The organism is Brevibacillus sp. DP1.3A (assembly GCF_013284245.2).
In the GTDB taxonomy this organism is placed as follows: domain Bacteria; phylum Bacillota; class Bacilli; order Brevibacillales; family Brevibacillaceae; genus Brevibacillus.
This window is the reverse complement of record NZ_CP085876.1, coordinates 2,445,241-2,457,213: the sequence shown is the minus strand read 5'-3', so window position 1 is coordinate 2,457,213 and position 11,973 is coordinate 2,445,241. Positions and strand designations below refer to the sequence as shown.

Genomic DNA, 11,973 nt, shown 5'->3' with positions numbered 1-11,973 from the left:
CTACGCTGGTCTTGTCCTTTTTTGTACAACCCGTCCGTCCTGGAGATAAATGACGCGGTCGGACTGTTCCGCTACTTCCTGCTCATGGGTAACGATGATGAACGTAGTCCCATTTTCCTTGTTCATTTCTCTCATTAATAGGAGAATCTCTTGTTCCGTCTTCGAGTCCAAGTTCCCCGTCGGCTCATCCGCCAAGATGATGCCAGGCTGATTGACAAGCGCTCTCGCGATACTGACACGCTGCTGCTGTCCACCACTAAGCTCATTGGGTCTGTGGTCAATACGACCTTCCAGCCCTACTCGGTGTAGGATGTCCGTTGCTTTAGCCCGACGTTTTTTCTTGCTTTCACCTGCAAAAATCAAGGGAAGTTCCACGTTTTCCAACGCTGTCAGATTGGGGAGCAGATTGTATGACTGGAAGATAAATCCCATATTTTTACGGCGAAACATGCATAGTTCGTTTTCGCTGTAGCTGGAAATCTGTGCTCCGCTAACCGTGACACTCCCTTCCTCCGGCTTGGTCAAACCTGCAAGCAAATTCAAGAGCGTAGACTTGCCTGATCCCGACGAGCCACACAAAGCCACGAATTCTCCCTTGTTGATATGAAGGTTGATATCATACAGCACGGGTACTTTGATTTTTCCCGTTCCGTAGCTGTGATTGACCCCTGTCACCGTCAGCTCTCCTGTTGAATTGACCATCGTTTGTCGCACCTCATTCGTTCTTTCAAAATGGAAGATTTCGTAAACATCACATACTAAAGACGTAACATTTCGCAAAACGTAACGCTACTTTCGGAAACAATTTACGATTTACAGAATAACCATATATTCTTCAAAAATATGTAACAGCTATGTAACCTTTTGCAGGCTGTTACGTACTACAATGTAGATGTCAACAAACCATGGAGGGTCGAAGAAGATGACTATCTATCGCTTTTTATTTGAAACAGCAACACGCAGATGGGTTGAAATCATCAAGGCACCCAGTATGTTTGAGGCAGCAAAGCAAGCCAAACAACTTGCAACCAAGCGTTCCAAGTCCATGTCCACTACCATCAGCTTCTCTTTTCACCACGCTGCTTCTCAAGCATAAATGCACACATACATAAACCGCTTGCCCGCTACGGGAGGCGGTTTTTATATTTTGGGGATATTATTGACAGCACCGATTTCTTCCTCTTTAATATAGAGAGAGGCATTACAGTGCATGACAGTACAGATCCGCTTCGATTGTGCAGCGGTATACAAAGGGAGATAATCACAATGACCATGAAGAAAGCACTCACCATTGCAGGTTCCGACACCAGCGGCGGAGCTGGTCAGCAAGCAGACCTCAAAACGTTTCAGGAGCTTGGTGTTTTCGGGATGACTGCCCTCACCGTTATCGTAGCCCAAGATCCACATAACGAATGGTTTCACGAAGTGTTTCCGATCGATGTTACGATCCTGGAAAAACAAATCGAAACCGTACTCGCAGGAATTGGCGTAGATGCTGTAAAAACAGGGATGCTCGGAACCACTGAACTGGTTGACCTCGCTACCCGTAAAATAAAACAATACGATTTGAAAAATGTTGTCGTTGACCCTGTGATGATCTGTAAGGGTGCTGATGAAGCGCTCCATCCAGAAATTGCAGTCAGCCTGCGTGAAGTCTTGCTCCCGCACGCAACAGTTGCGACTCCTAACCTGTTCGAAGCTGGTATTCTCAGCCAAATGGGCGCGCTGAAAAGTGTCGATGACATGAAGGAAGCGGCAAAGCGCATCCACGACTTCGGCACCTCTTATGTCGTTGTAAAAGGCGGCAGCAAGCTTCAAAGCGGAAATGCCGTAGATGTTTTCTATGATGGGAAAACGATCGAAGTATTGGAATCAGAGCGCTTTGAAACGAGCTTTACTCATGGTGCTGGCTGCACGTTCTCAGCTGCAATCTGTGCGGAATTGGCAAAAGGAAGCACCGTACACAACGCAGTAGCTGTTGCCAAAGAATTTATTACCGAAGCGATTCGCCACTCGTTTGCGCTCAATAAATATGTGGGACCTACTAATCACGGTGCGTACCGCATGAAAAAGCACGGCGAAGCGATTTGCTAATTACGTCCTTGTAAACAAAAACTCCTGACCATATCCGAGTCTTCCTCGGCTGGTCAGGAGTTTTCTTATGTTTACGCTTGTTTTTTGATAGCCACCTTGGGATTGATTGGGGTAGCTTTTCGTTTCATGCGTACGGAAGACACCGTAAATACGATGAGCGCAGACCAAATGAATCCAAAGCTGATGAGATGTGTTTGGGTGAAAGGCTCACCGAACAAGAAAACAGCTGATAGGAGCGATATCGTAGGCGCCAAGTATTGAATGAAGCCCACAACGGAAAGTGGGAGTGTAGTCGTTGCTTTGGCGAACCAGTAGAGCGGCATGGCAGTAGCTACCCCCGCCAGCGTCAGCAACAAAAGCTGCCACCACGCTAAGGATGTCATCGTCTCCGTCCCATTGACCTGTATCATCAACAGATAGCCGAAAGCAATAGGGGCCACAAACAGCGTCTCCCACGCCAGTCCGATCATCGCCTCCATCCGGACAAGCTTTTTCGCCAAGCTGTAAAAAGCAAAGGTCAGGGCAAGTGATAGAGAGACCCATGGAATCTCACCGTACTGGAAGGTGATGAACATGACTCCAAAAGCCGCGAGTATTAGCGCGAGCCATTGCCCAGCATGCATTTTTTCTTTTAAGAAAATGACTCCGAGCAGTACAGTGATGAGAGGATTCATGTAGTAGCCAAGACTCGTTTGCATGACTTGATCGTTATTCACAGCCCAGATAAAAATGAGCCAGTTTGCGCTGATTAAAAGTGAGCATATCGCTAATGCTCCGAACATTTTAAAACCAGTAACCGCTCTCCACATACTGCGCCAGCGTTTCGTTACCTGAATAATGATTGCGACAAAAATAATCGACCAGACGATTCGATGAGCGAGTATCTCCCATGCCCCCATTACTTGAAACAGCTTCCAATAGAGCGGGAGTAACCCCCAAGCCAAATACGCCACAATTGCGTAAATAATCCCCTGTCTCATCCTTGCTCCTCCATGTGTTTCGCCTTCTCTTTCTCTATAGACGACTTATTAAACTTCTTCTCTATGGAGTAGTGTAACGGAAATATGAAAAAACAGCTATGTATTCTCACGTAGAATAAGGAGTCTCCTACACTTTCATCCGTTACCATATTACCAATGCATGCAGCTAGCTAATTACCTTAGTAGCATAGTAAAGAGTTGACAAAAATTTTATTGTACCACGTTTAGACCTGTAGTACAATAGTCATTATTCTTCCGAGTTTAGTCATACGAAAGGAACTTTTACTTATGACATACTGGCGATCTATCTTCTTAGTTTTACTTGGTGCGTGCAGCTACGGTGTCCTCTCGATCTTCATGAAGCATGCTTTTCAACTCGGCTTTACGCCCTTTGAAATGAGTGGAAGCCAATTGATTTTTGGCGGATTGATCATGACGGTCATGGCCATCTTTTTCTCCAAGCAGCGGTTTTCGTTCAAGTATTTCTTGCTTTTGGCACCAGCCAGCCTCATGATGGCCTCAACCAGTCTTTTTTACCATCAGGCTGTTAGCCGGGTCTCTGCTTCGCTCGCAATCGTTCTCCTCTTTCAGTTTACCTGGATCGGTGTCTTGCTGGAGGCGATTGTGGATCGCAAATGGCCGACCGCTGAAAAATGGGCGTCTCTGGTTATGCTTGGAGTAGGGACGGTTCTTGCAAGTGGACTTGGCGAAAGCGGCATTCAGAATGTAGACATGGTCGGACTGTTCTTCGGTCTGATGTCGGGCGCGACCTTTGCCTTGGTTATTTTCTTCAGCGGGCGAATTCTCCCTGGAATGGATCCATACTTGCGAAGCGCGATTTCGATTAGTATGGCTGCTCTGATGCTCTCGATCGTTTATCCACCGACTTTCCTAGTAAATGGTCAGCTTCTGCAAGGTTTGCTGCCGCTCGGTCTTTTGGTTGCGATCTTCGGTTCGGTCATCCCGATCTTCTGTTTGGCTGTCGGTGTTCCGCGGATCGGCAATGGACTGGCTACCATTTTAAGTGCAGTCGAGCTACCTACAGTCGTGCTCTTGTCGAGTTTCGTGCTTCAAGAGACTGTATCGCTCCCTCAATGGGGTGGCGTATTCATGATCCTCGCTGCCATTTGTGTACCGCAAGTAAAATGGCGGAAACTATTCTCCCCTTCTCACACCCTCGAGCAGGAAAGAATGTAGCGCCGTTTCCTATACACAGCATAAAAAAAGCGTGCAGACGAGCTGGTTCTGCGCGCTTTTTTGTTGATACACCCCCTTCTCTATAGAAGGAAGGTAGATTCTCTGACTCGAATCTATTTGCAAAGACTGCCACTCAAAAGGGGGGAATATGTATGGAAAAGCGGCATAGGGTGCTATTCCAGCAACTAGAGGATTATCGACAGGAGACGTTAAAAGCAATCGATGGTTTGACGGATGAAGATGTGAACATCATTCCCGATGGTTTCTCCAACAATATCTTGTGGAATCTGGGACACATCTATCTCGATCAGTATTTATGGATCGCTCACCTTACAAAAGAAACGCCCCCAATCCCCTCTGGCTTCAACGAATGGTTTAACTTCGGGACAAAGCCAGCTGACTGGTGGGTGCACCTCACTTCCCTCAATACAATCCGGAGGTTTCTAGGCAAATGAATGAGAACATAACGCCGATTTTTCGTATGTTTGACGTTGAGAAGGCAAGAGAGTTTTATGTGGAGTTTCTAGGGTTTCAGATTGATTGGGAGCATCGTTACGAGGATCATTTTCCGTTGTACATGCAAATTTCTTCACCATCGTGCACGCTTCATCTATCCGAGCATCACGGGGATGCTTGTCCTGGCTCAGCAATTCGCGTACAGGTAGAGAACATCGAGCTTTTTCATCAGTCACTGTTGCATAAAGGATACATGTACGCTCGTCCCGGTCTGGAGGAGACACCGTGGGGAACGCGTGAAGTGAGCGTGACCGATCCTTTTGGCAATCGCCTTCATTTTTATCAGCCTATTGCTCAATCGTAGACGGATATAAAGAAAGCCCAGCCGGAGTTCCTTTACAGGAGCCACCGCTGGGCTATTTCATTTTACATTTTGAACATATATGGGGCGATCGATGGGACTTGAACCCACGAGTGCCGGAGCCACAATCCGGTGCGTTAACCCCTTCGCCACGACCGCCATATATAGAGTTTGCTTGGTGCGGTCGAGAGGACTTGAACCTCCACGGTGTTGCCACCACTAGAACCTGAATCTAGCGCGTCTGCCAATTCCGCCACGACCGCATATTAAAATGGTGGAGGCTGACGGGATCGAACCGCCGACCCTCTGCTTGTAAGGCAGATGCTCTCCCAGCTGAGCTAAGCCTCCATACCCCAAACCAGTTGTTGAGGCCCCCGCACAAAGCATTCACTTCACTTTGTGGGGTATAAAGTGACCCGTAGGGGATTCGAACCCCTGTATGACAGCGTGAAAGGCTGCTGTGTTAAACCGCTTCACCAACGGGCCAAGTATGATGGCGGATGGAGTGGGATTTGAACCCACGAGACGGTTCGACACCGCCTACACGATTTCCAATCGTGCTCCTTCGGCCGCTCGGACATCCATCCATCGAGCCTGCAAGCGTTCGCTTCGGCAAGAACTAATCTATCATATTCACAACATGATTTCAAGTGATATTTTGAAAGTTTTCCCCTCGTACGACCGTCGTTTCATCAATCTTAGGCGTTTTTCATTCAAAAAGAAAAAAGGGAGATTGCCTAAAGCAACTTCACGTTCTGTTCAATATGATACAAGTAGTATTCCTTTACAAGACGGAGTGATGCCAGTTGTCAAAAAGAAAACGCCGTTCAGTAGGCTTCCCCTGTTTGTACGGAAACTGGTGTGGGCCTGGATGCTCCGGGCCGGGTGCGCCGATTGATGACGTCGACAGATGCTGCAAGAGGCATGATGGTTGCTATCAAAAGCACGGCTATTTTTCTTGTCATTGCGATCAGGAGCTCGTACGCTGCCTTCGAAATAAAGTAAATAACTCAACGGAAAAAGGGAGAATGGCCGGTCTCATCTCGAATTTTTTCTCTCGAACAGGATGCTTTCCCAACAATCCCCGCTAGTTTTTTCTGAATCGTTTTCCTTGTCAGTTTTCATCCAAAAAACGGTAACAACTTGGACATGAATCAGACAAAATCACCTTGTTTTTCCTTGTATTTTTTTGGTACTCTATTGAATGTCCAAGGAGGGTACGCAGCGTGGAATTGCACATACGAACAGACGCCAGTGTGGCGCTGACGTTAAAGAGAGAAATTATTTGTCATGGTATTTCCCGTTTTTATGTCCGTCCATACGATGATGATCAAGTAGAATTTATATTCTTATCACTATCAGAGCACCAGAAGAAGCTGCTGTCTTATTCACTACGAAATTACAGCTACTGTCTAACATATCTAGCTTAATCGTTCTACGGCCATTTTTCTCCCCTTTTATAAAGGGGAATTTTTATTGTTTTTTTTCGATGAACCCAAAACGGCGAACATCGTCTGCGGTCAAGTTATGCAAGGCATTCAAAAATTCGACTTGGAAACTGCCTGGACCTACTCCTGCAGCTTGCTCTGCTGCCAGCTGCGCAGCAACACCGTAGCATACCAATGCTGCAGCACCAGCGATCAGCTTGTCATTTTCAATGGCTGCAAACGCTCCCATAACAGACGTTAACAAACAGCCAGTTCCGGTCACCTTTGTTAAGATTGGATGACCATTATGGATCGAGTAAGTCGTTTCTCCATCCGAAATCACATCGACCTTGCCTGTAATCGCAACGATTGTCCTTAGCTTTTTCGCTGCTGCTCTCGCTAGGTCCGCGACATCTCCGCCCGATTCCTTCGCATCTACACCTTTAATCTCCCAACGCTCCCCGATGACATTGGCAATCTCGGCAGCATTTCCTCTAATGAGGGTAAGATCGAGTTCCTGCGCAAGATGTTGACTTGTTTCGGTTCGGTACGATGTTGCTCCCGCTCCCACTGGATCAAACAAAACAGGAACGCCATGCTGATTCGCCGATTTTCCTGCGATCAGCATCGCTTCGATCTCATGCTCATTCAATGTCCCTATATTCAATACAAGAGCTCCGGCGATCTTTGCCATGTCTGCCACCTCTTGTTTGGCATACGCCATGACAGGTGATGCACCAAGAGCTAACAAGCCGTTCGCTGTAAAGTTCGTGACAACTACGTTCGTCATGTTATGGACAAGTGGATTTTCCTCGCGCACTTTAATTAGTAATTGCCCGATTGTCTCCAGAATCATGATCGTTACCCCTTTCCTCTTGAACGGCGAATCGTGGAATCATCTTGTACACCTCGATGACTTCCCCTAATATAGAATGCTCTTGCATGACACCAATGATGATATATGAGTGTTTTAAGAGGGGTAATTCGCGCATGTCAGCTACGATTTTCCACACTTTCCCATCATCATCCGTCACGCTAGCACTGAAGGAGACTCTTCCCGCCCCTTCTTTTAAGATGTCCAAGGCATCAAGGACTCCACATATTTTCATCCGATCATCTGGATGCATGATCCGGTTTTCCTCGACCCATTTTAGCTTCATTTCTTCTACTTTTAATGTTTTCCATCGATCAAGGAACTCCCAATCTTTGGAATGCGGAAATATATGCTTCGTTTGCTCAAGGAAGGTGTTGTACTCTCCATGCAGCTGATCTACATAATCATCTACGTCCTCAGAAATCACGCGAATCGAATCTTCTCCGCATGTACGGATGTGGTGAGCCAGGTATTTGAAGGACTCGATCATGTCAAAGTTCCCCCAGCCCCAGGCCTGTTCGCCGAAAACTCCCCCCCGGGTTCGGCATTTTAGGCAGGTGAAGTAATAGTATGTAGGCATATCTGTTCCCCTATCTCCCCTATTTTGTCTCTCTTTTGGTATCGGTTGAGGAAGCGCAGCAATTTATGTTACATTCGAACCTATTTTTTGAAACTTCTCACGCAATTTGTTCACAATTTAAATTCTAGTATTTAGTGTGAGTTAAATCGCAAAAGGTGGCTCCCCCAAAATTTTTCAGGAAGCCACTCTTCATTATACTCCTTTTATGGCAATAAGAGGGTTACATTTTGCAACGACAGATGCAAGATTTGCTCCGACAACCGAATCGATGATTTGATCCACATCTTTATAGGCTTGCGGGCATTCATCAAGGATGGAGGCGAGCGAACGGTGATTCACCATGATCTCATCTTCCTGTCCCACGCGCATTGCCTGCTCGAATTGATCGATGGTCACAAGCTCCTTCGTTGCTTTGCGGGAACGAACTCGCCCTGCACCATGACAGATCGAATAAAAGTTTTTAGCTCCGGCGTCCGATCCGACCATGATATAGGACGATGTTCCCATAGAACCTGGGATCAAGGCTGGATGTCCCGTTTCACGGTAAGCCTTCGGATTTTGGAAATGGCCTGCTGGCAATGCCTTCGTCGCTCCTTTGCGGTGGACGAGCATCGGTGTGTTGCGATGGAATTCTTTCAAGGCGTAATTATGCATCAAGTCATATAGGACTGGTGTACGCATCTCACTACCAAAAATATCTCGAAACGCCTGCTCCACTGAAAATCCGATCATATGCCGATTCGTTACTGCAAAGTTCAGCGCAGAGTACATCAAATTCAAATACTGTTGCCCTTCCTCGCTTTGGATCGGAGCATATACCAGGCTCGGCTCGGGATTATGAATCCCCCATTTGTACATGGCTTCCTTGAAGCTTTTGGTATAATCACGTCCTAGCATTGCCCCCCACGCACGCGAACCGGAATGAATCATGATGACGACCTGGCCGTCGAACAGTCCCCACGCTTTCGCAATCTCCCTGTTCTCCTCCGCGATGTCGATATGCTGGATTTCAATAAAGTGGTTACCGCCCCCCAAAGTTCCCAACTGGCCCCACCCACGACTCCAAGATTTTTGCGGTATTTGCTCTAAGAAGGAATGGTCGAATTCAAATGTGTACTTTTCCACATGCGAGAAAGAACGATGTAAGGTGTCAGGCGCTTCTTCTGTATCCGGAATGTAGTTGCTCGGCAGTCCTTTTAAGCCATGCTTCACGACTTCCTCCAAGCGAATATCTGTAAAATGCGTATTTCCCCGTTCGTTTGTCGGGACGTACGCTTCGATCGCTTCGATCAATGCACGTTTTAGGCTCTTGTCTTTGAGGTCGTCTCGATGCAACGGAGTCAGATGCACACGCATTCCACATCCAATGTCTGATCCGACGATGGAAGGCGAGACAAATCCATCGGCAAGATTCCAAACTGCTGTCGTCCCAATGCAGGTCCCAACGCCCACATGCGCATCGGGGGTATACGAAAAATAAACATTTCGCGGAATACGCAAATTATTGTCTGCCATTTGATATACGCGTTCACCGAAGCTCGCAAATACTTCGTCATTCGCAAAAACGTGCACATCTCCATGCTCCAGCTTCACTTCGCGATGGTTATTTCCATGTAAAATTGTTTTCATCATCCATTTCTCCTGTCTCTCACAGCCTGCGCTGTTTTTCATACCCTTATTTTCCATCCGCGCATGTGGTTTGAACATGGTAAAAGTATTACGAACCTCTTTTTTCATTGACTTCTCTTCAGCGTCTTCGTAATATGAGGACTAATTTGGAAATAAATGACGAATGAATAAGGATGAATGTAATGGCACGCGAAAGCTTTGACAAAGAGCTGCAATTGCTCCGTCTCCTGTTTTTGACCGCTGGTGCCTACAATCGGCAGCAGCTAGCCGAGCGGCTCGGAATCTCCGTTCATACACTTGATAAAACAATAAAAAAGCTGAAGGACATCCAATCGACCTTTTATCAGCATGTCGGCGATGAGGAGAAAAAAGAGTATTACGCGCAGCTTCGTTACAACTATTTTGAGGTCACCGACAATTTCTTGATGTTTTTGTACCATGCAAAATCATTGAAGGATTCGGAAGTAGAGCGACTGTCGCACATCTTGGAAAAGCTCAGACAACAGCCTCTCTCCATTAAAGGCTTGCTGGATACGTTTGTGGATACAGAGCCCGATGAAAAAACGATTCGCCAGGACATAAAATACCTCGAAGAAATTGGCGTGATTAAAAATGTTAGTGAGGTCAGACCGTTCGTTTATCATTTCGACGGTGAGCTACTGGACTCGCTGACGGACGACGAGTTATTGGACCTGTATGATTTCATCGACTTCATGGCCAATACACAGCTGCCGGCCGTCCCTGGTTATCTTCTGCAAGAAAAAGTGAAGCGTTATCTCAAATTTCGCTTGAAGCTAAACGATGCATCTGCGTTTTTATACAAATATCATTTCGTCTCACGTATTCTCGATGAATATCAAGCTTTGCTTCTCACGGAAGCCATTCGTCAGCGAAAAATCGTTGAATTTCACTACTACACGCCCAAACGCCTAAAGTTTTACGATTCCCAAAATACGAATCCGGCTTTCCAACGGGATACATCGGGGCGATATCAAAAAGTGATTCCACTCCGAGTTATTTTTGATCATCAATACGGCAGATGGTACTTGCTGGCACAAGGATGCGGCAATGGACCGCTGCGCAAATACCGAGTGGAAGGTATGACCAAGCTCGTAACAGGCAGGTCCGTTACGCCGGAAATCTTCTCTTCCTTACAAGCAAGTGCGGATGAGCGCATTGCCCATAGTTGGCTGATTGATACCGGAAAACTCGTAACCGTACGCCTTCGCTTTTTTCAGCCTCGGGATACGCCTCATTCCTTTATCCAAGAGCGAGTGGAGGCACAGGGGCAATGGGGGATTGTGACCGAGGAATCACGGGAAAGCTTTGTGTACGAGATAAAAGTGAACAGCACGATGGAAATTACACCGTGGATTCGCAGCTTCGGTTCAAGCGTCGAAGTTCTTGAACCGCTGTTTCTTCGCAAGCAATTCCAAAAAGAATGGGAGGAGCTGCTCGCCTACTATGAATCTGTTTGATAAGATACATAATTACCAGCTAGTGACACGGCTAGATGAAGCGGGGGTTTATCCGGTTACCTCACACGAAAAAGCGTGGCTGGCCCTGATGCTGGCGAATCCGTCTGCGGCAGAAATTTTCGAGCCCGCTACACTCAATAAGCTTCACCGTTTGACACACATGCCAGAAAGTGAATCGACCGAACAAGAACGCTTCGTGGAAAAAGCGCAAACACAGGCCAAACAGCTCTGGAGTCCACTCGTGCGAACACTGCGGCGAATCATTCTCGGCAAGAATCACATAAAAATAACCGCAGCCACGAACAAAGGCCCGATTTTTCGCAATCAACGAGGGGTTCCCTACAAGCTGGAATATTCACTTGTCAAGAAGGCCTGGTACCTGATTTGGCTAAACATGTCTTCCAATCGCCTGATTACGACTCCGCTGCATCTCATTCGCTCCGTCGATGAGCTTTACATAGAAGATGTATGGTATGACAGTTTTTTGCCGACTATTTCGGAACAGATCCAACAGCGCAAGCAGATGGCAAAAATTGTGATCATCCGTCGTTACACCGCTGAGCTCCAGCGCATATTGTACGCCTTTTCCTGCTTTGACAAAGAGGTCGCTTTTGATCCAGAATCACAGGTGTATACGATCACCCTGCACTTTCTATCCGACGAGCAGGAGTTTATTTTATCGCGCATTCGTTTTCTCGGCCTGCGGGTAAAAGTAGTAGAAAACGATCAACTCAAACAGCGAATGGCAGAGTCGGCAACGAACGCCTTGGCAAGATATACAGAAACTCCACTTTGATTGTCCCAAAAAATCAGGAAATCATACCCTATTCGATTTCCTGCATTTCCCTTATTATAGTTCAGGTGAGATAGTAGCTAATCCAAGTCAGAGGTAGAAAT

12 protein-coding genes and 5 tRNA genes are annotated in these 11,973 nt (G+C 46.8%); 7 read left to right on the top strand and 10 right to left on the bottom strand.

Annotated features, from left to right (window positions below; translation table 11 throughout):
- A complete protein-coding gene (locus tag HP399_RS11275; RefSeq protein ID WP_007723179.1) occupies positions 1-702 on the bottom strand; it encodes an ABC transporter ATP-binding protein in 702 nt (233 codons plus the stop codon).
- 220 nt (positions 703-922) lie between these two features.
- Between HP399_RS11275 and HP399_RS11270 the strand changes: the two genes are divergently transcribed.
- Together HP399_RS11270 and pdxK are read left to right on the top strand one after the other, a co-directional pair.
- Entirely contained in the window at positions 923-1,096 is a 174-nt protein-coding gene (locus HP399_RS11270) for a hypothetical protein (protein ID WP_007723176.1), read from the top strand.
- Positions 1,097-1,266: 170 nt separating this feature from the next.
- Complete coding sequence (pdxK, locus tag HP399_RS11265) at positions 1,267-2,094, top strand: pyridoxine/pyridoxal/pyridoxamine kinase (RefSeq protein WP_173617159.1); 828 nt, start codon at positions 1,267-1,269, stop codon at positions 2,092-2,094.
- A 71-nt stretch (positions 2,095-2,165) separates the two neighbouring features.
- On the opposite strand, the gene rarD is transcribed toward pdxK, so the two are convergent.
- Positions 2,166-3,074, bottom strand: coding sequence for an EamA family transporter RarD (gene rarD, locus HP399_RS11260; protein WP_173617158.1), 909 nt, complete (start codon positions 3,072-3,074; stop codon positions 2,166-2,168).
- Between the two features lie 288 nt (positions 3,075-3,362).
- Here rarD and HP399_RS11255 point away from each other — a divergent pair, with 288 nt between their 5' ends.
- The 3 genes from HP399_RS11255 to HP399_RS11245 all read left to right on the top strand — a co-directional run bounded on the left by HP399_RS11255 (position 3,363) and on the right by HP399_RS11245 (position 5,091).
- Positions 3,363-4,271 carry an EamA family transporter gene (locus HP399_RS11255; RefSeq protein ID WP_173617157.1) on the top strand — a complete coding sequence of 303 codons (909 nt, stop codon included), beginning with the start codon at positions 3,363-3,365 and terminating at the stop codon, positions 4,269-4,271.
- A 152-nt stretch (positions 4,272-4,423) separates the two neighbouring features.
- Positions 4,424-4,726, top strand: coding sequence for a DinB family protein (locus HP399_RS11250; RefSeq protein ID WP_173617156.1), 303 nt, complete (start codon positions 4,424-4,426; stop codon positions 4,724-4,726).
- Positions 4,723-5,091, top strand: a complete 369-nt coding sequence (locus HP399_RS11245) for a glyoxalase superfamily protein (protein ID WP_173617155.1) — start codon at positions 4,723-4,725, stop codon at positions 5,089-5,091. The genes HP399_RS11250 and HP399_RS11245 overlap by 4 nt, the downstream gene beginning before the upstream one ends.
- Before the next feature lie 80 nt (positions 5,092-5,171).
- On the opposite strand, the gene HP399_RS11240 is transcribed toward HP399_RS11245, so the two are convergent.
- The 8 genes from HP399_RS11240 to HP399_RS11200 all read right to left on the bottom strand — a co-directional run bounded on the left by HP399_RS11240 (position 5,172) and on the right by HP399_RS11200 (position 9,598).
- Positions 5,172-5,247 (bottom strand) — tRNA-His (locus HP399_RS11240).
- 17 nt (positions 5,248-5,264) lie between these two features.
- Positions 5,265-5,351 (bottom strand) — tRNA-Leu (locus HP399_RS11235).
- A 9-nt stretch (positions 5,352-5,360) separates the two neighbouring features.
- A tRNA-Val gene (locus HP399_RS11230) sits at positions 5,361-5,436 on the bottom strand.
- Positions 5,437-5,500: 64 nt separating this feature from the next.
- Positions 5,501-5,574, bottom strand: a tRNA-Glu gene (locus HP399_RS11225).
- A gap of 8 nt (positions 5,575-5,582) precedes the next feature.
- A tRNA-Ser gene (locus HP399_RS11220) sits at positions 5,583-5,675 on the bottom strand.
- Between the two features lie 886 nt (positions 5,676-6,561).
- A complete protein-coding gene (gene thiM, locus HP399_RS11210; RefSeq protein WP_173617154.1) occupies positions 6,562-7,371 on the bottom strand; it encodes a hydroxyethylthiazole kinase in 810 nt (269 codons plus the stop codon).
- Complete coding sequence (locus HP399_RS11205; protein ID WP_228088498.1) at positions 7,337-7,879, bottom strand: hypothetical protein; 543 nt, start codon at positions 7,877-7,879, stop codon at positions 7,337-7,339. The genes thiM and HP399_RS11205 overlap by 35 nt, the downstream gene beginning before the upstream one ends.
- Before the next feature lie 282 nt (positions 7,880-8,161).
- The gene (locus HP399_RS11200) at positions 8,162-9,598 is read right to left on the bottom strand and encodes an RtcB family protein (protein ID WP_173617505.1); all 1,437 of its coding nucleotides are present in this window, start codon (positions 9,596-9,598) and stop codon (positions 8,162-8,164) included.
- A 182-nt stretch (positions 9,599-9,780) separates the two neighbouring features.
- On the opposite strand from HP399_RS11200, the gene HP399_RS11195 reads away from it, so the two are divergent.
- Both HP399_RS11195 and HP399_RS11190 read left to right on the top strand, forming a co-directional pair.
- Complete coding sequence (locus HP399_RS11195) at positions 9,781-11,076, top strand: helix-turn-helix transcriptional regulator (RefSeq protein ID WP_173617152.1); 1,296 nt, start codon at positions 9,781-9,783, stop codon at positions 11,074-11,076.
- The gene (locus HP399_RS11190) at positions 11,063-11,872 is read left to right on the top strand and encodes a WYL domain-containing protein (protein ID WP_173617151.1); all 810 of its coding nucleotides are present in this window, start codon (positions 11,063-11,065) and stop codon (positions 11,870-11,872) included. The genes HP399_RS11195 and HP399_RS11190 overlap by 14 nt, the downstream gene beginning before the upstream one ends.
- The last annotated feature ends 101 nt before the right edge of the window (positions 11,873-11,973 follow it).

Bases quoted from the DNA above. Each gene is read 5' to 3' on its own strand.
- HP399_RS11275 (WP_007723179.1), bottom strand. From the start codon at position 702: ATGGTCAATTCAACAGGAGAGCTGACGGTGACAGGGGTCAATCACAGC.
- HP399_RS11270 (WP_007723176.1), top strand. From the start codon at position 923: ATGACTATCTATCGCTTTTTATTTGAAACAGCAACACGCAGATGGGTT.
- pdxK (WP_173617159.1), top strand. From the start codon at position 1,267: ATGACCATGAAGAAAGCACTCACCATTGCAGGTTCCGACACCAGCGGC.
- rarD (WP_173617158.1), bottom strand. From the start codon at position 3,074: ATGAGACAGGGGATTATTTACGCAATTGTGGCGTATTTGGCTTGGGGG.
- HP399_RS11255 (WP_173617157.1), top strand. From the start codon at position 3,363: ATGACATACTGGCGATCTATCTTCTTAGTTTTACTTGGTGCGTGCAGC.
- HP399_RS11250 (WP_173617156.1), top strand. From the start codon at position 4,424: ATGGAAAAGCGGCATAGGGTGCTATTCCAGCAACTAGAGGATTATCGA.
- HP399_RS11245 (WP_173617155.1), top strand. From the start codon at position 4,723: ATGAATGAGAACATAACGCCGATTTTTCGTATGTTTGACGTTGAGAAG.
- thiM (WP_173617154.1), bottom strand. From the start codon at position 7,371: ATGATTCTGGAGACAATCGGGCAATTACTAATTAAAGTGCGCGAGGAA.
- HP399_RS11205 (WP_228088498.1), bottom strand. From the start codon at position 7,879: ATGATCGAGTCCTTCAAATACCTGGCTCACCACATCCGTACATGCGGA.
- HP399_RS11200 (WP_173617505.1), bottom strand. From the start codon at position 9,598: ATGAAAACAATTTTACATGGAAATAACCATCGCGAAGTGAAGCTGGAG.
- HP399_RS11195 (WP_173617152.1), top strand. From the start codon at position 9,781: ATGGCACGCGAAAGCTTTGACAAAGAGCTGCAATTGCTCCGTCTCCTG.
- HP399_RS11190 (WP_173617151.1), top strand. From the start codon at position 11,063: ATGAATCTGTTTGATAAGATACATAATTACCAGCTAGTGACACGGCTA.